The following is a 25,334-nucleotide window of genomic DNA, read 5'->3' on the forward strand; positions in this document are numbered from 1 at the left end:
AGATCATCAGAAGCCGCGCTCGTCCCACAACTCCAGCCCCGTCCGGTCCTTAACCTGGACAGAACGCCTCAAGCCGGAACAACGCCGGGGCCGTGGGTCGCGCGGTGCACGGTCATTGGCATCTCCGCACGCCGACCAGACAGGCGGAGCCGTCACGTAGCGTAGCGCTCGGATCGCGGCAAGAGCGGACGTTTCGGCAGACCAGGGCGCGTCTAAAGCGGATCCAGAAGCAGCACGCCATCCGGTGAGTAAAAGTACTCGCGCACATGCCGAGCCCAGTCTTCGATCTTCGGGTCTTCCCACTGCGACAACCACTCAAACAGATGCGCGTGCTCGTCGGTGTATCCGTTCTGCAGGAGCCACTGAAGCGTTTCGCACCTGCCCGCTCCGAAGATGGCCTGGGCATCGAAGCCGGCACCTAGGTCCATGTCACCCGTGCGGAACTTCGCTCCATACAGGCGGGGCGAGTCCGCGGGATCACCGATCAGGAACAGCAGGAAGGCCGTCAGGTAGATCTGCTCGTACTCGTCGCTCTCGCCCATGTCCGGGCCTTCGCGCCACGTCCTTTCGAGGTCGAAGATCTCTCGGAGCATCGCGTGGTGGTGGCAAGGGTAATCTACGTCAACCATCCGGAGCGCTTCCCGCCGCGAAGCCGGACTTAAGAGGTCCAAAGACTCGGCCATGGGTGCACGCTACTTGGAGTGCCCGCTCATCGGCCAGATGCGGAAGCCGAGCGGCTTGCGGTGCTCGGGGACATCCGCCACGTACGGTTACCGACCGTGACCGTCGCCACAGCCCAGAGTCGGCGCGGTGGCCGATCGCTGGAGGCAGGCCGACCTGGTGCAGGGTCTGCGCTTCGAGCCGTACCTGGCTTTGTACTTGTGCCGGTACGCCGACAACGCGCCGACGGCCCAGGCCAGGGCTTACTGGCCGGCCCCGCTATGAAACACGGCCTAGTTCGGCTGGTCGAGGATCGCGCTGAACCGCTCCTCGGCCAGGTCGAGCTGGGCGAAGATGTGCCGCTTTACCGGCGCCGACAGGGGCGTGTCGGGCCGGCTGATCAGGTCGCGGAAGACCGGCACCAGCGGTCGGTACTTCGCCGCCGAGCGGGCCACCTTTGGCCCGATGGTGTAGACCACGCCCACCCCGTTGTCGGTGAAGTCGGACACCTTGATCACCCGGGCCCACGGCTCCCGGTCCAGGCTTGCCGCCACGTGCTCCCGGTACTGGGCGTTGCGGTCGCGGTCGGGGTCGTACTCCGGGTTGGTGACCGCGGCGACCAGCCGGGCGACCCGCGGGCCGAAGCGCGCGGCCAGCGTGGCCAGCGCCGCCGCCGTCGGGTCGGCGACGCCCGCGCCGGCCAGATCGTCCGGGTGGTCCTCCACCGCGTCGTGCAGCAGGCCGGCGACGATGACGTCCACGTCGCGCACCTGGTAGTGGTGCATCATCCGGATCGCCACCCGCAGCAGGTGGTTGAGGTATGGCTCGCGCACCCGCCGGTCGTCGCGGTGCAGCTCGGCGGCGAGGTCGAGGGCGGTGGTGAGGCGGTCCCGCGCGGCCGGGTCGAACTTCCGGATCTCCAGCCGGAACCGTTCCAGCAGGCCGGGTTCGCCGTGGATCTCGGTGATCGCGTGCATCGGCATGGTGGCGAGGTACGGCGGAAACTCCATGGACCACTTATAGCGGATCTTCACTACCGGCCGGATCGAGCCGTCGCGTACGCGACGGATCAGGCGGTGCCGGAGAGCCGCTTGCCCAGCCGGACGGTGGTCCACTACCGGATCAGCTTCGATGAGCGACCCGTTCCCCACCCGTGGCCGGGGGACAATCGACGGGTGAACCGGGTGCTGGGAGTGCTGGTGGCGCTGCCGCCCGCCCTGGTCCTGGCGCTGGTCTTCCTGCTGCCCGCGCTGGAGGCGTCGACCTTCCTCGGGCTGTTCGTGCCCGGGGAGGTCGCCGTGCTGGTCGGTGGCGTGCTGGCCCACGAGGGGCGGCTTCCGCTCTGGGCGGTGGTGGTCGCGGCGCTGGCTGGCGCCGCACTCGGCGACCAGGCGGGCTACCTGGTCGGCCGCCGGTACGGCCCCCGGCTGCTGGCCCGGGCCCCACGCCGGCTGGTCCGCTCCGGGCAGCTGCGCCGGGCCCTCGACCTGGTCCGCCGGCGCGGCGCGGCGGCGGTGGTCGTCGGCCGCTGGGCGGCGGCGCTGCGAGCGCTGGTGCCGGGCCTGGCCGGGCTGAGCGGCATGCCGCGGGGCACCTTCACCCTGGCGAACATCGCCGGGGGCGCGCTCTGGGCGGTGGCGGTCGGCGTGCTCGGCTACCTGGCCGGGGCGTCGTACCGGGTCGTGGAGCGGCGACTCGGGCTCGGCGGGGAGGCGCTGCTCGCGGTGCTGGTCGTGGTGGTGCTGGCGCGGGTCTGGCGCAGCCGGGTGGTGGCACGCCGGGAGGCCGCCACCCGACGGCGGGAGGCGGCCTGATGAATGGCTGTTCCACGCCCAACAGCCGCTCTTTCTCTGAAAGTGCGGCCGACGGGGCGGGGTGGGGTTAGCGGGTGGGCAGGGCGGCGGTGACGCGGACAGCTTTGACGATGGCGGGGATGGAGCCGATGAGGAGGACCAGCCCCCAGATGATGGCGACCACGGCGAAGACCAGGGCGCCCACGTCGTCGAGGATGCTGACCACGACGACCGGCACCAGGCCGTGCAGGAACTCCAGCAGCACCGTGCAGAGCAGCGTGGTGAGCGCCAGCAGCACCAGGCCCTTGTTCTGCAGGAAGCGGGGCTGGGCGAGCAGCAGCAGCGCCACCCAGACCAGCTTGAGCAGCAGCACCAGACCGAGCAGCAGGCTCGCCTCGCCCACCGGGAAGAACCCCCACAGCGCCAGGTACGCCAGCGTGCCGAAGGGCGCGGCCAGGAACAGCGACACCATGATGGACAGCTCCACGAAGGCGAGCACCAGCAACAGCAGCGACACCAGGATCAGCACGATCGAGAAGATCAGCGTCGCCAGGCCCTGCACCCGCCCCTGAATCCGGTCCGGCAGCACCAGGCTCAGGCAGAATAGCCCCGTCGTCCAGAGCGCCACCACGTCGATCAGCCCCAGGTAGCTGGTGCCCCGCCCGGAGGGCTCGCTGACCCGGCCCAGATCGCCGACGTCCACACCGAGGTCCTGGGCGCTGGCCCGCAGCGACCCGCCCGCGTCCCCGCCGCCGGTGAGCAGCGACGAGCCCAGCTCCACCCCGACCACCAGCGCCACGGCCAGCAGCGCCAGCAGCAGGAACGGTTTACGCAGCTCACCCATGGCGGGCCTCCTCGCGGGCCGGGCCGGTGCGGCGTACCCCCGGTGATGGCGCGGTCCGAAGGCGGCCGGCCGCCCGGCGGGTCAGGACCCGATCGTGACCGCGCACGCGGCACCTCCGGCACAACTGACGGTGATCTCGGAGGCCCGGTCGACGGCGACCTTCGCCACGGCCGTACCGTCCTCGGCGGGCTCCACCTCGTCGTCCACCGTGAAGCCGGCGTCCCGGGGCGCCGGCGCGGCGACCCGGAACCGGCCCGGGCTGCGCAGCACCAGGGTGCGCAACCCGCCCGGGTCGGCGACCCAGAGCACGCAGCCGCCGACCACGGTGAGCGTGTGCCCGGTCCGGTCGCAGCCGGCCTGCACCGTCGCCGGGTCGACCGTGGCGCTGCCGCCGACCAGTCGGCCCAGCCAGCGGACGGCGCCGGCGTCGTCCGGGCCGCCCCGGTCGCCGCGGCCCGTGCCGACGGCCACCACGAAGAGCACCACCAGCAGGACCCCCAGCCCCACCAGCAGCAGCTTGCGCCGGCCGCTCATCGCCGGGCCGCCGCCTCGCCGACCTCGGTGAACCGGAGCTGGTCGATGCCGGCGAAGTACCGGTCGAAGGCCTGGGTCTTGCTCACCGCGACCAGGGTCACCCGGTGCGTTCCCTTACCCAGCCGGAGGGTGCCGACGTCCTCGAAGTCGGTGCGGACCACCGTGGGGGTGAAGCCGAGGAAGGTCCCGCCGACCTGGACGCCGTCGATCTGGAAGATGGTGTTGGCGTAGTCGAACGAGGTGGTGCGGGCGGCGGAGAACCGCCAGGTGGCGTCCTTCGGCAGGTCGACGGTCACGGTGACCTGGTCGCCGACCGCCAGGCCCTGGAAGAACAGCTGCTTGTCCTGCGACCAGGTGACCCCGCAGCAGTTCGGCTGGACCACCACCTTCGCCGCGGCGCCGGTCGGCGACTCCACCTTCGCCTGCGGCACCAGGCTCTCCGCCTCCAGGGTGACCACCTGCGGCGGCTCGGCCTGGGCCGGCGGGTCCTTCGGGCGGGTCGCTAGCCAGCCCACCACCGCCCCGACCAGCACCACCAGCGCCACGGCCGCGGCGATCCACGGCCAGGGGGCGCGGCGGGGCGGGGCGACGGCGCGGACCTCGTACGTCACCCGGCCGCTGGAGCGGGAGCTCTCCTCGGGCGCGGTGTTCGCCGAGTACGCGAACCCGGTCATGTCGTACCGGCGGGGCGCGGTGCCGGGCGGCACGGCGAGGCGGACCAGGAAGGAGACCGAGCCCTGGCCGGGCACCACCCGCTGCGGTTCGGCGACGGTGAACCAGGATCGCTGGCTGCCCTCCCCGGGCGCGACGTCGAAGACCACGGTGTCCGGGGCCGCGCCGGGGTTCGAGACGGTGAAGGTGAGTTCGCCGTGGTTGCCGGTGTCGAGGGTGAACTGCTCGGCGGCGGCGACGACGGCCCATTCGGTGGTCATGACGGCTCCTCTGCGGACGGTTCCGGAGGCGGAAGGGTGCGTGGGGGCGGGACGACCTCGGCGGTCACCGCGACCGGCTTCTCCGCCGCCACGATCCGGGTGATCACGGCGAGCAGGCCGGCGGCGGCCGGCGGCACCCGGACCACCAGGTGGAACGGCCGGTCGACCGGCTCGTCCAGGACGAACCCGGTGACGCCGGTGGCCAGTTCCAGGGCGGTCCGCATCCCGTCCGGGGTGCCCCGCCACCGGGCCAGATGCGCGCCGTGCGCCACCAGGTCGCGCAGCCGCCCCACCGGCAGCGCCGGCGGCGCATCCGGGCGGGGCGAGGCGAGCACGTGGTCCATCGCCACCCACCGGGTCAGGTACGCCACGAACCCGTCCGGCGCCCGGTACGCGGCGAACAGCGCGTCGACGTCGGCGAGCACCGCCTCGTCCGGGGCGTGCAGCGCCTCCATCACCTCCAGCAGCGCGAACAGCACGCTCCCGGGGACGCTGGCCCGCTGGTAGGCGGCGGGCAGCAGCCGCTCAATCGCCGCTCGGCGCATCCTGCCGCACCACCTCGATGTCGTGCTCGCCGGAGCAGAGCAGCCAGGTGTCGGGGACGGTCACCACGTCGGCGGTGGCCTGGTTGGCGCTGGCCGTCCAGTCGACGGCGTCGCCGCTGCGGTACACGCCGCGCTCGCCGCCGGCCAGGATCAGGCGGTCCGCCGGGCCGGAAGCGGAGCCGGTGGCGGCGATCGCGTCGACCGGCACGAACCGGGACCGGTCCCGCAGCGGCAGGCCGCAGTTGACCATCACCGGCTGCCACTGCGGCTGCGCGGCCAGGGTGTCCAGCCGGACCACCCCGCCGCTCTGCGTGGCCGCGACCGCCAGGGTGCCGGCGAAGGCGAGGTCCCGGCAGGTGCCGCCGATCCAGCCGGCCTGCACCGCCTGCCACTTCACGTCCGACTCGAACAGCCGGGTGCGGTGGCAGCCCTGCCCGGGCTTCTTCGGGTCCGGCTCGCCGGCGCCCGCCCAGAGCAGCGTGGCCGGGCCGTCGTACTGCACGGCGAGGACCCGGTTGTCGACGTTGGCCAGGCCCACGTGGGCGAAGCTGCCCGGCCGGCCGGCGGCGGTGGAGAGGTAGACCCCGAACCCGGCCTGCGCGGCGACCGCCACGCCCGGCGCGCCCCGCTCGGAGACGAAGGCGCGGACGGCGTAGAAGCCGCGGTCGGCGTCGGCCGGGTCGACCAGGATCTGCAACGGCACCGAGCCGGGCAGCAGGGAGACCTCGTACAGGCCGGTGTCGGTGGCCAACAGCAGCGCCCCGGCGCCGTCCCGGTCGATCCAGGCCAGGTCGGAGATGCGGGAGTCCAGGTCGGTCAGGAGCGACCAGTTCTCGCCGAGGTCGGTGCTCAGGTGCACCCGGGAGCCACCGGCGGCCCGCACCGTCACCGCCGCCACCGAGCCGGGGCGGGCCGTCACGCCGGGGCGTACCGGGGCGGGGGCGGGGGAGATCCGCACCACCGACTCGCCCTCGAACCGGCCGACCGGCTCCCAGCCCGCGCCGGCGTTGGTGGAGCGGAACAGCACCTCGCCCCGGCCCGCGTACCAGGTGCGGGCCTGGTACTGGTCGACGGCGAGGGTGCGCACCTCGGCGTCGGGGGCCTCGTCCACCACGAAGCGGACCGACTCCACGTAGCGGACGCCCGGCTCGGCATGCTCCAGCATCCGGTACACGTTGGACGCCCGCAGCGGCTCGCCGAACGCCCAACCGGCCGGGTTCAGCGCGGTGGGCAGCGGGCTCAGCGTCTGGTGCAGCCGGTCGTGGATGCGCCGCCGCACCGCCTCGGCGTCCTCCTCCCGGCGCACCACCACCCGGGCCCGGATGGAGACCGCCTTGTAGCGGGCCCAGCCGGCCCGGCAGCTCGTGCCGAGGGCGCGGCGGCGGTCCAGGTCCGCCTCGACCCGGCGGCGCGCCTCCTCCACCTCGTGCTCGCGCAGCACCGACACGGGCAGCCGACCGCCGGGCCGGGCCTCGTCCGGCACGTACGGCACCAGCACCACCTCGACCTCGCCGGGACGGGCGAAGCTGTAGACCGCCGCCCGGGTGAAGGCCCGCGCCCGGGCCACCGCGCCGGAGCCGGCGGCGAGGATCTCGAAGTCCCGGGCGGTCACCGCCCGCTGCTGGGCGAAGAACTCGTACGGCCCACGGACCAGCGCCGAGTCCAGCGTCTCCATGTCCCGCCCGCCGCTGGCCGGCTCCGCGTTGTCCGCCCGCACCCCGGGCAGCGGGTCGCGCAGGCTGGTCAGCGTGCCGGCGGCGACGTTGCCGGTGCGCCCGCCGCCGGCCCGGTACCAGAGCCGGATGCCCGCGCCGGCCGGCGGCACCGCCGCGACCGTCACCAACCCGGAGCCGACCGCGCCGGTCGCCGCCAGTTCGGCCGGGCCGTCGCCGGCCGGGCGCAGGTCCAGGGCGGGGGCGAAGGTGACCACGCCGGAACAGCGGTCCACCAGGTACACCTTGGCCTGCGGGCCGACGCCGGCGAAGCTGTCCACCGGCCGCCAGATCTCGTACGTCCGACCCTCGTGCTCCCGGGCGGCTGCGCCCAGCTCCACCGAGCCCGGCGGCACCTCCACCCCGAGCAGCAGGTCCAGCGGCTCCGCCGTCCGGGCCAGCGGCGCCCGCGCGGCGCGCAGCACCTGCCCCGGCTGGCCGGTGCCGGTGCCGAGCAGCTCGGCCTCGACCGGCTCGCAGTGGTGCATCCGCACGGTCACCTCGGCCTGCCCGGCGGCCAGCGACGCCGGTTCGGTGGTGACGAAGACGACCGGTCTGGGGTCGGCGCCCCGGGCCGCGGCGACCCGGATCCCGGCGGGGATGCGCACCGCGCCATGGTCGCCGCCGGTACGGGTGAACCGTACGTCCGCCCAGGCCGCCGACGGGGCGTGCCGGGCCACCCCGAGCAGGTTGAGGAACTGCACGTACGCCTTGTCCGGCAGCTGGTTGAGCCGGTAGATCATCACCTCGGTGAGGTGGGCGAACGCCTCGACCAGGGCGATCCCCGGGTCGTGCGCGGACAGGTCCGTCCAGGCCGGGCAGGACTGCCGGATCCGCTCCCGGGCCTCGGCGACGAGGTCGAGGAAGGCGCGGTCGTCGAGGTGCGGCACGGGCAGCGTCATGACCGGTCCCCCTCGGCGTGGTCACGGACCGGCCCGTCGGTCTCCTCGTCGTCCGGGAGCAGGTCGACGGAGAAGACCAGCTGGCCGGGGGAGAGGCTGGCCCGGACCCGGTAGTCGAGCCGGATCACCAGCCGCCACGGGTCGTCCGGGTCCGGTCCGGCGTCGACGTCGATCACCTCGACCCGCGGCTCCCAGCGCCGGATCGCCTGGCGTACGTAGTGGATGGCCAGGCCGGCGGTGGTGTCGTCGTTGGGCGCGAAGACCAGCCGGTGCAGCCGGGAGCCGTACCCGGGGCGCATCAGCCGTTCTCCCGGGGTGGTGGAGAGCAGCAGGTACAGCGCCTGGCGTACCGTCTCGTCGCCCTCGGTCATCGCCAGCCCGCCGGCCGCGGTCACCGCCAGACCACCGGTGCGGCCGGCGTCGAAGCCGGCGCCAACGAAGCGGAAGGCCCTCATCGGTCCGCCTCCACCAGGGTCTGCCGCGGGTCGCGGACGGTGTGGTGGACCAGGCCCGGCGGGGTGCCGTCGGTCAGCCCGTCCAGGTTCGACAGGACGATCGGGTGCCCGTCGACCCGCAGCCAGTCGCTGTAGCCGACCTGCACCGGCAGTGTCTTCGCGCAGGGCTTGATCGTCGGCCCGTAGTTCGGGCAGGCCACGATGTCCCGCCCCTGCGGGTCGTCGTCGACCAGCACGGGCACGCCGCCGACCCGCAGCCAGGTCTGCGACGCCCGGTTGGTCACCCGCCCGTCGTGGTCGCAGGTGATCACGGATTGCAGGTGGATCCAGCGCATCAGCCGCCTCCTGAGCTCTGCCGGGCGAGCGCGGCGGCCCGCTCCCGCGCGGTCGTCGCGTCCTCGGTCGTGTCGGCGTGCAGGAAGTCGACGCTGCGGGCCCGCACGACCATCGCCTTCCCCGGCGCGGAGAGCACCAGGTCGGTGGCCGCGTGCAGGGTGGTCAGTTCCGGGGTCAGCTCCAGGAAGCTGCCGGCGTCGGTGGACAGCTTCACGCTGCGCCCGGCGTCGTCCACCACGATCGTCTGGCCACTGCCGGTGCGCACCGACCACCGGCCCGACCGCCCGTCGGTGATGCCCGCGTCGTACGGCTCGACGGCCCCGAAGAGCGAGCCGAGGACGATCCCGGCGGCCGGCTCGCCCCCGGGCAGCGCCACCAGCACGGTGTCGTCCGGGTCGGGCAGCGCCACGATGCCCTTGCCCGCCCCGGCGCCGGGGCAGAGCACGGCCAGCCAGCCCGCGTCCAGGTCCCCGTAGGCGGGGAGGGTGAGCCGGACCCGGCCGAGCCGGTCCGGGTCGTCGACGTCGGTGACCGTGCCGAGGGTGACCGCCGTGCCGGCGACCGGGGCGGGCGCCGGGGCGGGCGGCGGGGCCGTGGCGAACCGGGTCAGGTGCCCGTTGGCGTCGATGGTGTGCACCACCTCGGTCAGCACGTACACCCCGGCGACCGGGTCGGCGACCCCGGCCAGCTCGACGCGGCGGCCGGGGCGCAGTGCCGGGTCGCCCTCGGCAACCCCCTCGGCGGTGACCAGCGCGGCCACCCGGGCGTCGAGGCCGGCCTGGGCCAGCGCGCCCAGCTCGTCGTCGCTGCGGCCGGGCTGGTCCACCGCCGTGCGCACGCCGTCCGCGCCGACGGCGGCGGGGTCGGGGTCGAGGGGGATGCGCCGGCCGGTGCGCGGCGCGTCGGCCCGCGCGCTGATCGGTTCGGCGCGCTGCGGATGCCAGCCCAACGCCGCGCTCTGCCCGGCGGCCCGGTCCAGGTTGGCCGCGATCCGCAGCGAGTGCAGGGTGTGGCCGAGGGTCAGCGTGACCGGCTCGCCGTGACCGTCCAGGGTGACCAGCCGCAGCCGGTCGTCGTCGTCGGCGAGGTGCAGCCCGGCCCGGCCGGCCACCTCCAGCAGCAGGTCGAGGTCGCTGTGCCGGTGCTGGAGCACCCGCTCCAGGCGCGGGCCGTCGGCCTCGGCGTCGACGTCGAGGCCGACCTCGGCGCAGAGGTCCCGGGCCAGGTCGGCGGCGGTGACCGACTCGAAGACCCGCAGCTGTTGCCGCTTGCGCAGCCGGTGCAGCGGGTGGTAGCCGCGCAGCCGGACCAGGGCGGCGCCGTCGGCGGCGTACTCCACCTCGACGCAGGTCACCTCCCCGGTGAACAGGCAGCGGTCGTCCAGCCGGACGTCGAGCGTCGCGCCGGTCGGCACCGTCGGGCCGGGGCCGAGGTCCAGCGCGGCCGGGCCGGGGCCGGCGGCGTAGCCGACCTCGCACTGGGTCGGCTGGTCCAGCCGGGCGGCGATCCGCACCGACCGGAGCCGGCGCGCGGCCGCCCCGTCCAGCGGTACGCCGTCGAGCAGCACGGTCGGCCAGGCGGTCACGGGGCACCTCCCGGCGGGTTCGGTGCGGTCGCGGCGGCGGTCAGCGGGGGCACCGCGAGGGCCGTGCCGGCCGGCACGGTGAGCGGGTCGGTGATCCCGTTGTGTTCGGCGAGCAGCCGCCAGCGCAGCGGCGAGCCGAGCGCGTCGTGGGCGAGCAGGTCGAAGCGGACCCCGGAGTACCCGGGCACGGCAGAGCCGTCCCCGGCGGCGACCACCGCCGAGCCGGGCGCGGCCGTGGGGGTGGCGACGGCGGCCAGCTCCTCGTCGAAGCCCTCCTGCGCCTGGTCGGCGGACTCCGCCACCCGGACCAGCTTCAGCCGCAGCCAGGACCGCCGGGGAGAACCGGTGAGGGTGAACGCGTCGAACCGTTCGGCGATCGCGACGATCACGCCGGGCACGTTCCAGGTCTTGCCCCAGACCAGCCGGACCAACGGTGGCCGCAGCCAGCCGTGCGCGGTGGCGGAGTTCTCCGCCAGCATCCACAGCGGACGGGTGAGGGCGCGCACGTCCTCCGGGCGGGTCGGCGCGTCCACCAGGTCGGTGTCGAAGAGCAGGTCGAGCACCAGCTCGGTGCGGCCGCCGCCGGTGAAGACCAGCGGGTCGTCGGCCAGCCCGGCGCCGGTGAGCTGCCCGTCGCCGGCGCCGCGCGGGCGTACCCCGGCCAGCCGGGCCACCTGCACGGTCTCCGGGTTGAGCAGGCAGTCCACCCGGACCCCGGTCTCGTCCACCAGGAAGGCCACCCGTTCCATCAGGCCCCCCGCTGCTCGTGGTCGAGGCGGCGCAGGCGGTCACCGTCGCCGGTGCCGGCGGCCGGTAGCCACGCCGGGTCGTCCGGCAGCGCCGGCCACGGATCCCCGGCCCACCGCCCCGCCGGCCCCGTCGTGGTCGCTCCCGTCGGGGGTACGCCCACCCCGCCGCGCCCAGCCTGCTCGCCCGGCAGGACCGGCCAGGGGTCCGTGGCCCACGACGGCGGGCCGGGCCACCCGTCGGTCGGGCCGGTGCCGCGGTCCGCGCCGGTCCACCGGTCGGCGGGGCGCGCGCCGGGCCGCCCCTCCGTGGTGCGGAAGGCGGTACCCCCGCCGGGCCATCCACCGTCGGACCGGGGTCCGAGGTTCGCGTCGGCGCCAGCCGGGTGGCCGCCGGAGCGCCCGGCCGTCCGGGCGAGGTCGGTCGGATCGGACTGGGGCCCGTGTCCCGCCACCAGCCCACGGTGGAGGTGGGGTGGCTCCGTACCCCTGGACCCGACGGCCGAGGGGGCGGGGAACCGGAGGCGCCCGATGCCGTCTCCGCCTGGCCCGCCGGGTGCGCCCGATCGGTGCGCCCCCGTGGCGGCGGCGGTGCCCGCGCCGTCGTCCAGCGGCCCCTCCGCAGCCGGCGTCGTGGCCGCCGAGCCGTTGCCGGTGGCCCACGAGCGTCGGTCGTGCACCGCCTCCGGGCCGGCCCAGTCCAGGTGCGCCTGCGAGTCGGAGCGCGGATCGACCGGCCGGTGATTGGTGCACGGGTCCGTCGGATCACCGGGGCCTGCGGTGGCCGGGCGGGAGCCGCCGTGGCCGCGTCGGGGTGCCGGGCCGAGCGGGCCGTTCGGTCCGAAGCCGGGCACCGCTGGCCGGATCCGCCGGGGGCCTCGTCCTGAAGCGGCGGGCGGGAGACCGGCGTCGCCAGGCCTGTCGGCCGGATGCCCGGACGCGGTCCGCGCTCCGGGCCACGAACCCGCCGGACGTCCCGCCCCGGGGCCGGCCGGCGCGGACTCCGGGCGGGCCTCCCCGTCGGGCTCGCCGGCCCATGAGCCGGCGGAACCCGCCCGGCAGTCCTCGTGCGATCCGTCGGGCCACCTGCCCGCCGTCCGGGGGTCGTCCTCGTCGGGCCATCCGCCCGCCGTCCCGGGGGCACCCCCGCCGGGCCATCCGCCCGTCGTCCCGGGGGCGCTCCCGGCGGGCCAACTGCCCGCCGTCGGGGACTCCGTGTCGCCGGGACCGCCGGCCCAGGCGGCACCCGACATCCCGCTCCGGGCGGCCGGCGGCGTTCCCGGTGCGTCGGCCCGGGCCGGCCCGCCGGCGCGGGGCGGCGCGTTCCCGCGTACCCCGTCGCCCTGGAGCCGGCCGGCGGCCGTCGACGGCCCGGCGTGGTCGGGCGGGGCGTCCGGGTCGAGGTCCAGGCCGTGCAGCAGGCCGGGGGCGTGCGCGGCGACCAGGCGCAGCCAGTGCTCCGGCGGCTGGCCCGGCCGGCGCGGCAGGCTCGGCGTCACCTCGGCCGGCGGGACCGGGCCGGGGTCGTCCGCCCACCGCTGCACCACGTCGGCGGCGACCCGGAGCCGCCGGGCCAGCCAGCTACGCGGTCCTGGGCGCGGCGGCGGCACTGCCCGACTCCAGCTCCAGACCCTCGTACGCCAGGGTCAGCGCCTCGATGGCGATCTCCTGCGAGAGGGTGTGCAGGTGCGCGCCCCGCCACCGCATCGGCCAGGCGTTGATCATGTTCCAGCGCAGTGCCTCGCTGGTGCCGGCGGCATCCAGCAGCACCACCGAGACGTTGCGCCGGTTCACCGTTCCCCGGGCCGCGGCCTGCACCCAGTCCCACAGCTCGCGGGAGGAGGTGAGGCCGAAGTGCAGGGTCACCGGGGCGTAGTCGACCTGGCCGGGCACGGCCCGGATCCGGTCGTTGCCGGCCTCCCGGTACGCCCGCCGGGCGATCGTCACCTCCAGGCCGCTGACCTCGGTGAAGTGCCCGTTGGTGATGCCGTTGATGAGCAGCTTGAAGTTGTAGGCCCGGTACGGGTCGACCGGCGCGCCCGGTTGCGGCGTGGCGGGGGTGGTCATCTCAGCCTCCGATCGTCTCGGTCTCGGTGCCACCGGCCCACTGGCTCAGCTTGAACACCACGAACTCCGCGGGCTTGACCACCGCGATGCCGATGTGGGCCACCACCATGCCGGCGTCGCGGACGTCCGCCGGGTTGGTCTCCTCGTCGCACTTGACGAAGAACGCCTCCTCGGGCGTACGCCCCAGCAGCGCGCCGTCGCGCCACACCCGGGTGAGGAAGGCGCCGATGTCGCGCCGGATGGAGCGCCAGAGCGAGAAGTCGTTCGGCTCGAAGACCATCCACCGGGTGCCGTTGGCGATCGCCTGCTCGATGGAGATGGACAGCCGCCGGACGTTGAGGTAGCGCCACTCGCTGGCCTCGGCGGCGAGCGTACGGGCACCCCACACCCGGATGCCCTCGCCGGCGAAGTAGCGGATCACGTTGACGCCCTTGGGGTTGAGCACGTCGTGCTCCGGGCGGGTGACCAGGTACTCCAGGTCGACGGCCCCGCGTACCGGCTCGTTGGCGGGGGCCTTGTGCACCCCGCGCAGCCCGTCGGTGCGGGCCCAGATGCCGGCCATGTGCCCGCTCGGCGGGGTGAGCACCAGCTCGCCGCTGAGCGGGTCGCGCACCCGCAGCCAGGGGAAGTAGCAGGTGCCGAAGTCCGACTGCCGGGGCCGGTACGCGGTGCCGCCGCCGGGGTCGTCGGCCGGCTTCGCCGTACCCTCGGCGGGTTTGGCGTCGGCGGCGCGGGGGGCGCGGGCGGAGCTCGGGGTGGCGACCCGGGTCAGCCCCGAGACGTCGTCGATCCCCGGGGGCGGATCGCAGATCGCCACCATCGTGCGCAGCCGCTCGGCCATGCTCAGCAGCGCCTCGTGCGAGACCGGGTCGTGGAAGCCGGGCGCGGCGAGGATGGAGACCTCGTCCACGGCCTCCAGCAGCTGCAGGCCCGCGCGGCGCTGGCCGCCGCCGGTGAGCTGGCCGCCCTCGCCGACGTTGACCACCCAGCATCGGGTGCCGCCGTTGTCCAGGAAGCCGAAGACCGCGCGGGCCAGCGGGGTGCTCTCCGGGCGTTCGCCGGCGGCGTAGAGCCGCAGGAACTCCGACCAGCTGTTCACCGGCATCGCCCGGTCGACGTGGGCGTCACGGTCCGGGGCGACCCCGACGAACGCGGCGGTGCTCATGCCGACCGGCCCGATCGGGTGGGCACCGCTCGGCACCTCCTCGACGTAGATGCCGGGGGAGAAGTAGTTGGGCATCGGTCCTCCTGGTGCGCGGGGCGGTCCGGGTCAGCGGGCCGGGGGTTCGCAGACGATGACGATGTCGGTGTCGGCGGGGTCGACCTCGGCGGTCAGGGTGTGGCCGCGGCCGACCAGGCGCAGCCGGACCGGGCCGGGTCGTTCCGGGTCGTGCGGCACGCCGGCGAGCCGGAACCGGCCGGCCGGGTCGGTGTGCGTGGCGTGCGGGCTGCCGACCAGTTCGACCCGCATCGCGGCGAGGGGCTGGTCCTGCGGGCCGACCACCCGGCCGTCCAGGGTGCGCATCGGCAGCTGCCGCAGCCGCAGTGGGCGCAGCACCGGCGGCGCCGCCGGCAGCGGCCGGGCCACCTGCGCCGGCACGTCGATCAGCAGCGCCGGCCGGGGCGGCACGCCGAACGCCCGCCACAGGCCGGGGTCGCCGGCCTCCAGCAGCACCTCCGGCTGCCCGTCGACGACGGCGGCGGCGAGCACCCGGTCCAGCCGGGGCAGCGCCGTCGGGCCGGCCGCGCTGAGCAGGTAGCGGACCGTGAGGCGGTACGGCTGGCGGCCGCCCGTGCCGCGCGTCTGCCGGCCGGGCCGCAGCTCCAGCGGCCACACGGTCAGCCCGTCGGCGGGCCCGCCGGCGGCGGGCGGGCCGACCGGGACGACCTCGCCCGCCGCCGTGGCCAGCCACGCCGCCAGGTCGGCGGTGGCCGCCTCGACCGGTCCACGCCCGTCGTCGGTCATCGCGGCGGGGTCCCCTGGATCCGGTACGCGATGGCCTCGTTCCACACGTGCGGGTAGACGCCGATCTCGAAGTACCGGGTGAAGCGGTTGATCGGCGCGTTGGTGTGGTCGTGCCAGAGCCACCAGACCGGCGCGATGGTGAAGAGCACGTAGTTCAGCAGCACCAGCGGGATGTAGAGCGGGCCGAGCAGCCGGCCCTGGAGGATGTGCACGTCCTCGTGCCGCTGGATGCCGGGACTGGAACCGGCGCAGACCGTGCCGATCGTGGTGGCGTACCGCGGGGAGACGCCCTCCACGACGTTGACCCGGCAGCTGTGCTGCGAGGTGGTCCGGTCGAGCTGGTGGCCGAAGATCAAATGCGCGGCGAGGTAGACCGCGCCGACGACGGTGTTCAGCAGGCTCCAGGTGTGGTCCACGACGAAGAGCCAGACGCCGCGGGCGTCCGGGCCGTACACCCGGGCCGAGGCGACCGCCCAGCCGAACGGGGCGCCGACGAGCAGACCGGCGACCGCGCCGATCAGTAGACCGAGGGTGCCGCCGGCCCACCCGCCCAGCGCGGCGCCGAGGACGATGTGTACGGCGGCGCTGATGATTCCGAAGACCATTCCAGTCACCTCTCTCAGACCCAGGAACGGAGGTAGCGGGGCTCGGGGCCGCCCTGCGCGACCTGGCGCGGCGACGGCTGCGTCGCCTGCCGGTTGCCGGGCGGGAGCTGGTTGATGCCGAGGGCGGCGGAGAAGATGATCAGCCCGTTGAAGAAGGCGATGATCCACTTCTCGGCGGCGGCGTCCGTGGCGAACGCCGCGGTCAGGTAGGACAGCGCGAGGGCGACGCCCAACGCGACCCACTTGCGGGCCTTGTCGCCCGTGGGTCCGAGCAGGCCGCCGACGACGTTGGCGGTCAGCAGGGTGGCGGCGCTCGCGCCGGTGAGGCTGCCGAGGGCGGCCCAGGTGAAGAGATCGTTCACGGCGATCTCCCTTCGGGTGGTGCCGGAGAGGGTGTGGTGGTGGTGCGGTGCGGCGGCCGGGTGGGCTTGCCCCGCTCGACCGCCCGGGGTGTGGCGCGGTCCGACCCGGCGGGTCAGACCGGCTCCGGATGCTCCGCCGGTGCCGTGGCGGCCGGGGCGCCGACCGCGCCCGTCGGCGTCGCGGCGGGGGCAGCGGCGGACCGACCCCGTCGGCGCAGCAGCAGGACGGCGACGATCGCGCCGACCAGGAGCAGGACGACCACCGCCCCCACGAGCGGGAGCCAGGGGAACGAGCCGTCCTCGTCCCCGCCAGCGGTGGCGGCCGCCGTGGCGGACGGCGAGGGCTTCGGCGCCGCCTCGGCCACCGCCCGCAGCTCGAGCGGCTTCTCCTGGTTGGCCACGACCTTCCAGGTGACCGAGCGACCGATGCGCGTGCCGTTGGTGTCGATCACCCGGCCGGGAAAGGTCAGGGAAATCTCGAACGACATCAACTGCATGAACCTGGCCTGATTCAACGGATCCTGTTCGGCCACTTTCCCGCCGTATTTCTTCGGGTCGAGCGGGAGGCTGAACCGGTAGAGATCGTCCTCCCGGACCAGTTTCACGCTCTCGCTGGTGAAATCCTTCAGCGGAGTGTGGTGGTAGGTGATCAGGGAACCGTAGAAGCCGTCGTTCTCGTAGACGCGTTCCTCGCCCTTCGGCAACGTGGGAATGTTCTGCCGGAGCTCGGCGAAGCCGACCTGGACGGTCCTGTTGCCGGTGGTCAGGAACCGTCTGTCGGCGGTCAGCAGCAGCTGCCCGTCGATCGTGTCGTCGGCGTTGACGGTCAGTCCGATGTTGAGCTGCATGCACCCGGCGAGCGTCGCCACCAGGGCGAGACACACCGCGAGGCGGAATGCCCTGCCGCGGTGGAGTCCCGTATTCATGGGAGCAGTGTGTGTGATCGCCCTCACTATTTGCAGTCAGCGATCAGTCACAACGGTGTCACCGATCTTACCGGCCCGATCTCCCATTCGGCTGACGCCGTAAAAGGGGAGCGATCGATATTCTGGAGGGTTGGCCCGGGAATTCAATTCCCCGGCCCGGGGAGGCTGGCGCGACCGGCCCCGGGCAGGGTGGACGGCGTCTGACGTTTTCCGGCGGGGGTGCCGGCGTGTCGCGTCGGAAATCCTCAGTGGATCGAGAGCAGCGCCGAGCGGAAGCGGGGTCAGGCGACCGGGGTGCGGGTGCGGTGGTCGCGGGGGCTGATGCCGCGTACCCGGCGGAAGGCGGTGCTCAGCGCGAACGGGCTGCCGTACCCGACCCGACGGGCGACCGCGCCGAGCGTGGCGTCCGGCTCGCGCAGCAGGTCCGCCGCGAGGCTCAGCCGCCAGCCGGTCAGGTACGCCATCGGCGGCTCGCCGACCAGCCCGGTGAAGCGGCGGGCCAGCGCGGCCCGGGACACCCCGACCTCGGCGGCCAGCGACGCCACCGTCCAGGGTCGCGCCGGGTCGTCGCGGAGCAGGCGCAGGGCTGGTCCGACCACCGGGTCGGCCGCCGCTGCGTACCAGGAGGGGGCCGCATCGGGCCGGTCGAACCAGCTGCGCAGCACGGCGATCAGCAGCAGGTCGAGCAGCCGGTCGAGGACGGCCTCCTGGCCGGGGGAGTCCCGCACCACCTCCTCGGCGAGCAGCCCGACCAGCGGGCTGTGCCACTCGTCCGCGCGGACCACCAGCAGCGGCGGCAGGGCGGCGAGCAGCCGCCGGTTCACCTCGCCCGGCAACTGGTACGTCCCGGTCAGCAGCGCGGTCTCACCCGGCGTTCCGGTGCCCCAGGTGCGCACCCCCGCCGCCGGGGTGGTGGTCAGCGGCTCGCCGTGCAGCGTGGTGCACCGCTGCCCGGGGTGGATGACCACCTGCGCGGCGGTGGCCGGGTCGTCGGCGACGGTGTACGCGTCCGGGCCGCGCAGCACCGCCACGTCCCCGGGGTGCAGCAACTCGGCCGTGCTGGCGTCGGGCACCAGCCAGGCGGCGCCGCGCACCACGGCCACCACGGTCAGCGGCGCCCGGTCCTCGATCCGTAACGCGAACGGCGGGTCCAGCAGCGAGCGGAGCAGGAAGGCGCCCCGGGCGCGGGGGCCGTCGAGCAGACCGGTCAAAAGATCCACAGTGGCGATCGTAGACGCGCGCGTATGTCCTAGCGAGCGACGACCATTCAGCGTCTCACGTCCGATCGGCTGACTGGACCCATGACGAACACGTCACCACACTCGTCCTCGGCGGCACCGGCAAGACCGGACGGCGGGTCGCGCGGCGGCTCACCGAGCGCGGCGTACCGACCCGGATCGGCTCCCGCGCCGGCACGCCCCCGGGAGTACGCGACGGAGGCGGCGGGGGCCTGGCGGCCCTGACCCGCCCACCCGGCTACGGTGGGCCCCGGTCAGGCAGAGGAGGCGGCGATGGTCCGGTGGAGCTGGTTCCGGGAGGCTGCCGGGCGGCTGCGGCAGGGCTGGCTGCCGGTGGTCGAGACGACCCTGGCCGCCACCGTGGCGTGGATCCTGGCCGCCCGGCTGGTCGGGCACCCGCAGCCGTTCTTCGCCCCCGCCGCCGCGCTGATCGTGCTCGGCCAGGCCCGGGGCCAGCGGGTCCGCCGGGCGGTCGAGGTGGTGCTCGGCGTGGCCGCCGGCGTGCTCGTCGCCGACCTGGTGGTGCAGGCGCTCGGGCCACAGACGACGTGGACGGTGTTCACGGTCATCCTGCTCACCATCGCCCTGGCCGTGGCGATCGGGGCGAGCACGGTCTCCGTGGTGCAGGCCGCGGTCTCCGCCCTCTACCTGGTGGTGGTCTCGCCACCGACCGAGTCGCTGGTGCCGTTCCGGTTCGTCGACGCGCTGATCGGCGGCGCGGTGGCGATCGTGGCCAGCCAGCTGATCGACGCCCGGCGGCCGCTCGCCCCGCTGGTCGCCGAGTTCCGGCGCGCCTTCGACGGGATGGCCGAGGTGCTGGAGGAGGTCGCCGCCGCCCTCGACGGCCGGGACGAACCGGCCGCGCTGGCCGCCCTGGACCGGGCCCGCCGGCTCGACGCCGCGGTGGAGCGGCTGCGCACCGCCGTGCTTGCCGCCGACGAGGCGGTACGCCTCAACGTCCGGCGACGCCGGCACATCGGCCGGCTGCGCACGGTCGACGCCACGGTGGGCCAGCTCGACTACGCGGTGCGCAACGTGCGGGTCCTCGCCCGGGCCGGGGTGACGTTCAACCGGTTGCCCACCCCGGTGCCGCCCGAGCTGGGCGCGGCCCTGCGCGGCCTGGCCGAGGCGGTCCGGGCGGCCGGCGAGGCGCTCGCCGCCGACCTCGACGGCGCGGAGGAGGCCGGTGACCGGCACGCCGCGCGCGCGGAGGCCGCCGCCCTGGGGGCGGTACGCGTCGCCGGGCGGCTCTTCACCCCGGGCCAGACCCTCCCGCTGGCCATGATCGTCGGGCAGGTCCGGGCCACCGCCATCGACCTGCTGCGGGGCGTACGGGCCGACGACGACGCCGCCGTGCTGGCCCGGGTGGACGAGGCGCTCGGCCTGCCGGCGCTGTGACCCGCGGACCCGCGCCCACGCTCAGGCGCTCGCCCGTCGGACCAGCGCGGAGGAGAAGGTGGTGACCGGTGGGACCGGGCGTCGGCGCAGCACGGCGATGGCCGCGGCGGCGGCGATCCGGCCGACCGGGTGGCTGGCCGTGGTCAGGGCCGGGGTGCTGACCGCGGCGTGTGGGATGTCGTCGAACCCGGCCACCGCGACGTCGCCGGGCACTCGCAGTCCCGCTCCGCGCAGCCCGGCGATCAGCCCCAGCGCGGTCAGGTCGTTGATCGCGAAGACCGCGTCGGTGTCCGGCCACCGGGCCAGCACCTCCCCGGCCGCGGCCCGGCCCCGTTCGGCGGTGAAGTCGCCGGGCACCAGCCGCACCGGCAACCCCGCGTCCCGCATGATCTGCCGGTACGCCTGGACGGACCGGCCGGCGCAGGGCAGCCACCGTGGGCCGCTCACCATCGCGATCCGGCGGCGACCGGAGGCGTACAGGTGGTGAATGGCCTGGGCGGCCCCGCCAGCGTTGTCCACGTCGAAGGCCGGGACCGTTCGGGACCCGATACCGATCGAGGCGACCCGGCCCCGCAGGGCGGTCGGGATCGCCTCGAGCAGCCGTTCGGTGGTGTTGACCAGCACCACTCCGGCCACGCCCCGGTCCTGGGCGATCCGCTCGAGTCCGGCCGATCCGGTCAGCGGCAGCCACTGCAGCACCACCCCCGCCGGGTACGGCGCGCAGGCCCGGGCCGCCGCGCCGACCACCCGGTCGACGTACGGGTCGTCCAGGACGGCCGGGGTCGCGCCGGAGACCGCCACCACCAGCCGTACGCCGGTCCCGCGGACCAGCGCCCGGGCCGCCGGGTTCGGCACGTACCCGAGGTCGTCGACCGCGGCCCGGACCCGCTCCCGGGCGGCCGGCGACGCGAACCCGGTGCCCGCGACGACCCGGGAGGCGGTCGAGCGGGACACGCCGGCGCGGCGGGCCACGTCGTCGAGGGTGGCCGGGCGCTGCGGTGGGGTCATGTGGTCCTCCCTCACGTGGGACTCCATGGGAGCGCTTTCCGTGTCGATCATCCCCCGTCGGGCGCTCCACCGGTAAGGGGTGGAATCGGCTTGTGCTGGTAGCGCTCTCAGGTGTGCGATCCTCGGGGCACGCCGCCGACGAGAGGAACTCCGTGAGGTCAGCCGAACCGGTCACCGCACCGCCCGCCACCGCCGTACCCCGGACGGTGCTGGCGGCCCGCACCGGCGTCGCGGTGGTCTTCGCCCTCAACGGCCTCGCCGTGGCCAGCTGGTTCTCCCGGGTCCCCGCGGTCCGCGAGGCGCTCGGGCTCAGCGCCGGCCGGCTCGGTCTGCTGCTGCTGGCCATGTCCGCCGGCGCGGTGCTGGCCCTGAGCACCGCCGGGCTGGTGACCCAGCGCCTCGGCGCGGCCCGCACGGTGGCGCTGTCCACCGTGCTGGTGGCGGTCGGGCTGACCGGGGTGGGGGTGGCCGCGGGGGTCGCCGGTTCGCTGCCCGGTGTGGCGGTGGGCCTGTTCGCCCTCGGCTACGGCTCGGGCACCTGCGACGTGGCGATGAACGTCGAGGGCGCCGCCGTCGAGAAGCGGCTCGGGCGCACCATCATGCCGCGCTTCCACGCCGCCTGGAGCCTCGGCTCGGTGGCCGGCGCGGCGATCGGCGCCGGGGCCGCCCGTGCCGGGGTGCCGATCGGCGCGCACCTGGCGGTGCTGGCGGCGGTCGTGCTCGGCGGCACGCTGCTCGCCGCCCGCGCGTTCCTGCCGGCCCAGGCGAGCACGGACACCTCCGCCACCCGGCGCGGTGGCCTGCTCGCCGCCTGGCGGGAGCCGCGCACCCTGCTCATCGGCCTGCTGGTGCTGATCATGGCGTTCGCCGAGGGCAGCGCCAACGACTGGCTCGCGGTCGCCTTCGTCGACGGGTACGGGACGAGCGAGGCGGTCGGCGCCGTCGTCTTCGGTGTCTTCGTCACCGGCATGACGATCGGGCGTACCGCCGGCACCGTCGCCCTCGACCGCTGGGGGCGGGTGCCCGTCCTGTTCGCCACCATCCTGCTCGCCGCCTTCGGCGCGACGGTGGCGGTGCTGGCCGGCTCCGGGCCGGTCGCCGTCGCCGGGGTGGCGCTCTGGGGCCTCGGCGCCTCGCTTGGCTTCCCGGTGGGGATGAGCGCCGCCGCCGACGAGGAGGACCGGGCGCCGGCGCGGGTCAGCGTGATCGCGGTGGTCGGCTACACGGCGTTCCTGGCCGGGCCGCCGCTGCTCGGCCTGCTGGGCGACCGGGTCGGCACTCTGCACGCGCTGCTGCTGGTGCCGGTGCTGCTGCTGCCCACGCTGGCGCTGGTGCCGGTGACCCGGCCCCCGGCCGGCGGCGGCGGGCGGACCACTCCAGTGCAATCAAGTTAGCAGCGACCGGTCGCCACCGGTATCGGGTGCGCGGTCGACTGCGCCGCTCGCTGGCGCTGGCTAGGGTCGCCGGATGCCTACCGAACAGATCACCGCGGCCGCCGCGGGCAGTTGGACCCTGGGTGACCGCACCGTCCGCCGGATGGGGTTCGGCTCGATGCGGATCACCCCCGACCCCGACCCCGACCGGGCGATCCGGGTGCTGCGCCGCGCCGTCGAGCTGGGCGTCGACCACATCGACACCGCCGCCTTCTACGTCTCGCCCGGCGGCACCCTGAACGTCGGCACCGGCCCCGCCCGGTACGCCACCGAGCTGATCCGCGCCGCGCTCGCCCCGTACCCGGACGACCTGGTGATCGCCACCAAGGTCGGCTTCGGGTACGACCCGGCGACCGGCCTGCGCGAGGAAACCACCCCGGCCCAGCTGCGCGCCCAGGTGGAGCAGAACCTGCGCCGGCTGGGCCGCGACCACCTCGACGTGGTGAACCTGCGGATCGTGAAGCGGCCCGGGTGGGCCTCGATCGCGGAGTCCTTCGGCGCGTTGGCCGAACTGCGCGACGCCGGGCTGATCCGGCACCTCGGCCTGTCCAACGTCCGCCTGGACCACCTCGACGAGGCGCAGGCCATCGCCCCGGTGGTCTGCGTGCAGAACAACTACGCCATCGACAACCGGGGCGACCAGGACGCGCTGCTGCGTGAGTGCGGGGCGCGCGGGGTGGCGTACGTGCCGTTCTTCGCCCTCGCCGGCGCCCGGCGGGAGGCCGGCGCGGCGGCCGAACAGAACACCGCCGTCCACGAGGTCGCGCGGGCCCACGGTGCCACCCCGCACCAGGTACGCCTCGCCTGGACCCTGCACCAGGGGCCGCACGTGTTGGCCATCCCGGGCACCGGCGATGTGGCGCATCTGGTGCAGAACGTCGCGGCCGGCGCGCTGCGGCTCTCCGCGGAGGAGCTGGCCGCGCTCGACTGAGCACGCACGGTCAGCTTGCTGTCACCGTCCTCGCAGCCGGCTGGCAGGAAGGGGTGCTCCACTGGAGGGACGCCGAGGAGAGGAGCGGGCAGATGGGTTGGTTCAACCGGCGGTCCCGGGCCGCCACCCACACCCCGACGAAGCTCGACCGCGAGGCCACCCGCGAGGACCTGACCGCGCTGGAGCAGTTCGTGACGAGCCGGCACGGCGTGGAGTTCTACCTGGAGCCGGAGACCACCGCCACCGACACCACCGTGGTGGCGATCGCCCACGACGGGGAGTGGATCCGGCGCCGGACGGGTTCGCCGCAGGTCGCGGCGAAGCTGGCCAACCGGCACGCCGTGCCGCTCTACGAGGCGGCGAAGACCGGCTACCCGCAGCGGATGCGCGCCTGGAACCGGGCCCACCCGGAACGCCGGATGCGCTGACGGGTCATCCCTCGACGGCGGCGCGGGCCTCGTCCAGGCTCATCGGGTCGGCGTGACTGGAGACGTACCAGCCGTATCCGTCGTCGAGCAGCCGGCGTACCAGCGCCAGGTCGGGGCCGTCCCCGGGCTGGCGCAGGTGCGCCGGCGGCGGGTAGAAGCAGTCGCCGAGCAGCATCACCCCCGAGTCCGGCACCAGCACCACGGTCGAGTCGGGCGCGTGCCCGCCGCCGACGTGGCTCAGCCGTACGCCGGTGGGCAGTTCCCACTCGCCGGTGAAAGTGCGGGCCGGCGGCAGCACCGCGAAGTCGTCCCAGGAGTCCATGGCCAGGGCGCGGGCCCGGAAGCTGGGGCCGAGACGCGGGTCGGCGCGGACCTGGTCGCGCAGGTAGCGGTGGCTCCACGGGCGGGCCGCCTCCGCGCGCAGCAGCGCCTCCCCGGCGGCGTGGCCGACGATCTCCACGCCCGGCCAGGCGCAGGCGCCCCAGACGTGGTCCCAGTGGTGGTGGGTGTAGACCAGCCAGCGCGGCTCCGGCAGCCCCGCCGCCGACAGGGCGGCCCGGATCTCCCGGGCATGGCCGGGGCTGTGCCCGGCGTCGACCAGCACGCTGCCGCGCTCGTCGGTGATCAGCGCCACGCCGGGCCGGATGCTGGCGGGATCGGGATCGCCCGGGCACAGCCAGACCCGGCCGGCGAGATGGTGGAACGCTGTGTCGGCGATGGCCCCGGTCCTTTCCCGATCGGTCGTCGGCTTTCCCCGTCGGGATCGATCGTAGGCGCTCGCCCTCGGTCGAGCCGCCCCGCCGGCCGCCCCGCTGCCCGCACGAGGATCACCGCCGGTTCCTGCAGCCCGCTTGCAGCACGCTTGCATCTGCTCCACATCGGTCCGGCATACTGCCGGACCGGGGGAGGTCGATCGATGGAGTTTCGGGTCCTGGGTGCGGTCGAGGCGTGGTCCGGAGGTGTCCGCGTCGACGTGGGCGCCCGCCAGCAGCGGCTCGTCCTGGCGGTGCTGGCGCTGGAGGCCAACCGGGTCGTCTCGGTGGACCGGCTGATCGACCTGGTCTGGGCGCAGGCGCCCCCGACCAGCGCACGGGGCACCGTGCAGGCCCTGGTGTCCCGGCTCCGGGCCGCGCTCCGCGCCGCCGGCGGGGCCGCCGAGATCGTCAGCCGGGGCACCGGCTACCTGCTGCGGGTCGAGCCGCTCGCCGTCGACGCGCACCACTTCGCCGCGCTGACCGGGCAGGCCCGCGACGCCGACGACGAGACCGCGGTCGGGCTGCTGCACCGGGCGTGGTCGCCGCCGAACCGGCCGCAGCGGTGGAGCTGGCCCGGCTCTGCGGCCACCTTCCGCTCGCCCTGCGGATCGCGGCGGCCAACATCCAGGCCGCCCCGGAGCCGGAGATCACCGGGCTGGCCCGCGAACTCGCCGAGGGTGACCCGCTGGCCGGGCTCACCGTCGACGGGGCCGAGGAGGGCGGGGTCACCCTGGCCTTCGCTCTGTCGTACCGGGCGCTGCCGGACGAGCAGCGGCGGCTGTTCCGCCAGCTCGGGCTGGTCCCCGGGCCGAGCTTCACCGCCGCGGCGGCGGGCGCGGTCGCCGAGCTGCCGCCGGCGGTGGCGAACCGGCAGCTCGTCGCGCTGGCCGCGGCGCACCTGGTGGAGCGGTACACCGGCGGCCGCTACCGGGATGCGGGCCAGTGCTCCGCCCTTCAGGGCGGGGGTGAAGGCCCGCGCGGGGAGGGCCGCCAAGGCCTGAGCAGTGCCTTAAGCCGGGCGGTTCTGCTGCTCGATGTACTGACGCATGACATTCAACGGTGCCCCGCCGACCGAGCTTGCGAAGTACGAGCCTGACCAGAGTCGGTTGGCCCGGTAGTAGTGGTGGACTAGATCGGGGAATTCCTGCCGCATCCGCCGGCTGGACACGCCCT

General features: G+C 75.1%; 28 protein-coding genes. 6 read left to right on the plus strand and 22 right to left on the minus strand.

Going from position 1 to position 25,334, the window contains the following annotated elements:
• Positions 1 to 212 precede the first annotated feature (212 nt).
• Both ABZ807_RS30000 and ABZ807_RS30005 read right to left on the minus strand, forming a co-directional pair.
• Complete coding sequence (locus tag ABZ807_RS30000) at positions 213 to 683, minus strand: hypothetical protein (RefSeq protein ID WP_357165348.1); 471 nt, start codon at positions 681 to 683, stop codon at positions 213 to 215.
• Between the two features lie 270 nt (positions 684 to 953).
• Complete coding sequence (locus ABZ807_RS30005; RefSeq protein ID WP_357165351.1) at positions 954 to 1,670, minus strand: HD domain-containing protein; 717 nt, start codon at positions 1,668 to 1,670, stop codon at positions 954 to 956.
• A 165-nt stretch (positions 1,671 to 1,835) separates the two neighbouring features.
• Between ABZ807_RS30005 and ABZ807_RS30010 the strand changes: the two genes are divergently transcribed.
• Positions 1,836 to 2,474, plus strand: a complete 639-nt coding sequence (locus ABZ807_RS30010) for a DedA family protein (RefSeq protein WP_357165354.1) — start codon at positions 1,836 to 1,838, stop codon at positions 2,472 to 2,474.
• Between the two features lie 67 nt (positions 2,475 to 2,541).
• Here the strand turns inward: ABZ807_RS30010 and ABZ807_RS30015 are convergent, their stop codons facing one another.
• The 17 genes from ABZ807_RS30015 to ABZ807_RS30095 form a co-directional block, all read right to left on the minus strand.
• The gene (locus ABZ807_RS30015; protein ID WP_357165357.1) at positions 2,542 to 3,297 is read right to left on the minus strand and encodes a hypothetical protein; all 756 of its coding nucleotides are present in this window, start codon (positions 3,295 to 3,297) and stop codon (positions 2,542 to 2,544) included.
• Between the two features lie 81 nt (positions 3,298 to 3,378).
• On the minus strand, positions 3,379 to 3,831 hold the full coding sequence (locus ABZ807_RS30020) for a hypothetical protein (RefSeq protein ID WP_357165360.1): 453 nt from the start codon (positions 3,829 to 3,831) through the stop codon (positions 3,379 to 3,381).
• Positions 3,828 to 4,763 (minus strand): hypothetical protein, encoded by a 936-nt coding sequence (locus ABZ807_RS30025; protein ID WP_357165363.1) that lies wholly within the window; start codon positions 4,761 to 4,763, stop codon positions 3,828 to 3,830. The genes ABZ807_RS30020 and ABZ807_RS30025 overlap by 4 nt, the downstream gene beginning before the upstream one ends.
• Complete coding sequence (locus tag ABZ807_RS30030; protein ID WP_357165365.1) at positions 4,760 to 5,308, minus strand: phage tail protein; 549 nt, start codon at positions 5,306 to 5,308, stop codon at positions 4,760 to 4,762. The genes ABZ807_RS30025 and ABZ807_RS30030 overlap by 4 nt, the downstream gene beginning before the upstream one ends.
• A complete protein-coding gene (locus ABZ807_RS30035) occupies positions 5,289 to 7,922 on the minus strand; it encodes a putative baseplate assembly protein (protein WP_357165368.1) in 2,634 nt (877 codons plus the stop codon). Before ABZ807_RS30035 ends, ABZ807_RS30030 begins: the two co-directional genes overlap by 20 nt.
• Entirely contained in the window at positions 7,919 to 8,377 is a 459-nt protein-coding gene (locus ABZ807_RS30040) for a GPW/gp25 family protein (protein ID WP_357165371.1), read from the minus strand. The genes ABZ807_RS30035 and ABZ807_RS30040 overlap by 4 nt, the downstream gene beginning before the upstream one ends.
• Positions 8,374 to 8,712 (minus strand): hypothetical protein, encoded by a 339-nt coding sequence (locus tag ABZ807_RS30045; protein ID WP_357165374.1) that lies wholly within the window; start codon positions 8,710 to 8,712, stop codon positions 8,374 to 8,376. The genes ABZ807_RS30040 and ABZ807_RS30045 overlap by 4 nt, the downstream gene beginning before the upstream one ends.
• The gene (locus ABZ807_RS30050) at positions 8,712 to 10,298 is read right to left on the minus strand and encodes a phage baseplate assembly protein V (protein WP_357165377.1); all 1,587 of its coding nucleotides are present in this window, start codon (positions 10,296 to 10,298) and stop codon (positions 8,712 to 8,714) included. The genes ABZ807_RS30045 and ABZ807_RS30050 overlap by 1 nt, the downstream gene beginning before the upstream one ends.
• Positions 10,295 to 11,047, minus strand: coding sequence for a hypothetical protein (locus tag ABZ807_RS30055; protein WP_357165380.1), 753 nt, complete (start codon positions 11,045 to 11,047; stop codon positions 10,295 to 10,297). The genes ABZ807_RS30050 and ABZ807_RS30055 overlap by 4 nt, the downstream gene beginning before the upstream one ends.
• Positions 11,047 to 12,654, minus strand: a complete 1,608-nt coding sequence (locus ABZ807_RS30060; protein ID WP_357165383.1) for a hypothetical protein — start codon at positions 12,652 to 12,654, stop codon at positions 11,047 to 11,049. The genes ABZ807_RS30055 and ABZ807_RS30060 overlap by 1 nt, the downstream gene beginning before the upstream one ends.
• On the minus strand, positions 12,626 to 13,111 hold the full coding sequence (locus ABZ807_RS30065; protein ID WP_088961616.1) for a phage tail protein: 486 nt from the start codon (positions 13,109 to 13,111) through the stop codon (positions 12,626 to 12,628). The genes ABZ807_RS30060 and ABZ807_RS30065 overlap by 29 nt, the downstream gene beginning before the upstream one ends.
• A 1-nt stretch (position 13,112) precedes the next feature.
• Positions 13,113 to 14,351, minus strand: coding sequence for a phage tail sheath C-terminal domain-containing protein (locus ABZ807_RS30070; protein WP_357165386.1), 1,239 nt, complete (start codon positions 14,349 to 14,351; stop codon positions 13,113 to 13,115).
• Between the two features lie 30 nt (positions 14,352 to 14,381).
• On the minus strand, positions 14,382 to 15,077 hold the full coding sequence (locus ABZ807_RS30075) for a carboxypeptidase-like regulatory domain-containing protein (RefSeq protein ID WP_357165389.1): 696 nt from the start codon (positions 15,075 to 15,077) through the stop codon (positions 14,382 to 14,384).
• A complete protein-coding gene (locus tag ABZ807_RS30080) occupies positions 15,074 to 15,682 on the minus strand; it encodes a glycine zipper family protein (RefSeq protein ID WP_357165392.1) in 609 nt (202 codons plus the stop codon). The genes ABZ807_RS30075 and ABZ807_RS30080 overlap by 4 nt, the downstream gene beginning before the upstream one ends.
• A 14-nt stretch (positions 15,683 to 15,696) precedes the next feature.
• Positions 15,697 to 16,044: a hypothetical protein gene (locus ABZ807_RS30085; protein WP_357165395.1), complete on the minus strand. Its 348-nt coding sequence runs from the start codon at positions 16,042 to 16,044 to the stop codon at positions 15,697 to 15,699.
• Positions 16,045 to 16,157: 113 nt separating this feature from the next.
• Entirely contained in the window at positions 16,158 to 16,970 is an 813-nt protein-coding gene (locus ABZ807_RS30090; RefSeq protein WP_357165398.1) for a DUF3153 domain-containing protein, read from the minus strand.
• Positions 16,971 to 17,251: 281 nt separating this feature from the next.
• A complete protein-coding gene (locus ABZ807_RS30095; RefSeq protein ID WP_357165401.1) occupies positions 17,252 to 18,190 on the minus strand; it encodes an AraC family transcriptional regulator in 939 nt (312 codons plus the stop codon).
• Positions 18,191 to 18,481: 291 nt separating this feature from the next.
• Here ABZ807_RS30095 and ABZ807_RS30100 point away from each other — a divergent pair, with 291 nt between their 5' ends.
• Complete coding sequence (locus tag ABZ807_RS30100; protein ID WP_357165404.1) at positions 18,482 to 19,606, plus strand: FUSC family protein; 1,125 nt, start codon at positions 18,482 to 18,484, stop codon at positions 19,604 to 19,606.
• 21 nt (positions 19,607 to 19,627) lie between these two features.
• Here ABZ807_RS30100 and ABZ807_RS30105 read toward each other — a convergent pair whose 3' ends face one another.
• Positions 19,628 to 20,614, minus strand: coding sequence for a LacI family DNA-binding transcriptional regulator (locus ABZ807_RS30105; protein WP_357165407.1), 987 nt, complete (start codon positions 20,612 to 20,614; stop codon positions 19,628 to 19,630).
• Between the two features lie 152 nt (positions 20,615 to 20,766).
• Here ABZ807_RS30105 and ABZ807_RS30110 point away from each other — a divergent pair, with 152 nt between their 5' ends.
• The 3 genes from ABZ807_RS30110 (at position 20,767) to ABZ807_RS30120 (ending at position 23,406) form a co-directional block, all read left to right on the plus strand.
• Positions 20,767 to 22,008, plus strand: coding sequence for an MFS transporter (locus tag ABZ807_RS30110; RefSeq protein ID WP_357165410.1), 1,242 nt, complete (start codon positions 20,767 to 20,769; stop codon positions 22,006 to 22,008).
• A gap of 73 nt (positions 22,009 to 22,081) precedes the next feature.
• Positions 22,082 to 22,978, plus strand: coding sequence for an aldo/keto reductase (locus tag ABZ807_RS30115; RefSeq protein ID WP_357165414.1), 897 nt, complete (start codon positions 22,082 to 22,084; stop codon positions 22,976 to 22,978).
• A 92-nt stretch (positions 22,979 to 23,070) separates the two neighbouring features.
• On the plus strand, positions 23,071 to 23,406 hold the full coding sequence (locus ABZ807_RS30120; RefSeq protein ID WP_357165417.1) for a hypothetical protein: 336 nt from the start codon (positions 23,071 to 23,073) through the stop codon (positions 23,404 to 23,406).
• Between the two features lie 4 nt (positions 23,407 to 23,410).
• Here the strand turns inward: ABZ807_RS30120 and ABZ807_RS30125 are convergent, their stop codons facing one another.
• A complete protein-coding gene (locus ABZ807_RS30125; protein ID WP_357165420.1) occupies positions 23,411 to 24,040 on the minus strand; it encodes an MBL fold metallo-hydrolase in 630 nt (209 codons plus the stop codon).
• A 282-nt stretch (positions 24,041 to 24,322) separates the two neighbouring features.
• Between ABZ807_RS30125 and ABZ807_RS30130 the strand changes: the two genes are divergently transcribed.
• Positions 24,323 to 25,162, plus strand: coding sequence for a winged helix-turn-helix domain-containing protein (locus tag ABZ807_RS30130; RefSeq protein WP_357165423.1), 840 nt, complete (start codon positions 24,323 to 24,325; stop codon positions 25,160 to 25,162).
• Between the two features lie 8 nt (positions 25,163 to 25,170).
• Here the strand turns inward: ABZ807_RS30130 and ABZ807_RS30135 are convergent.
• Positions 25,171 to 25,334: transposase (locus ABZ807_RS30135; RefSeq protein WP_357165426.1), on the minus strand; the 164-nt coding region annotated here is incomplete at its 5' end.

The sequence above is a fragment of the Micromonospora sp. NPDC047548 genome (assembly GCF_040642975.1).
Classification (GTDB): domain Bacteria; phylum Actinomycetota; class Actinomycetes; order Mycobacteriales; family Micromonosporaceae; genus Micromonospora.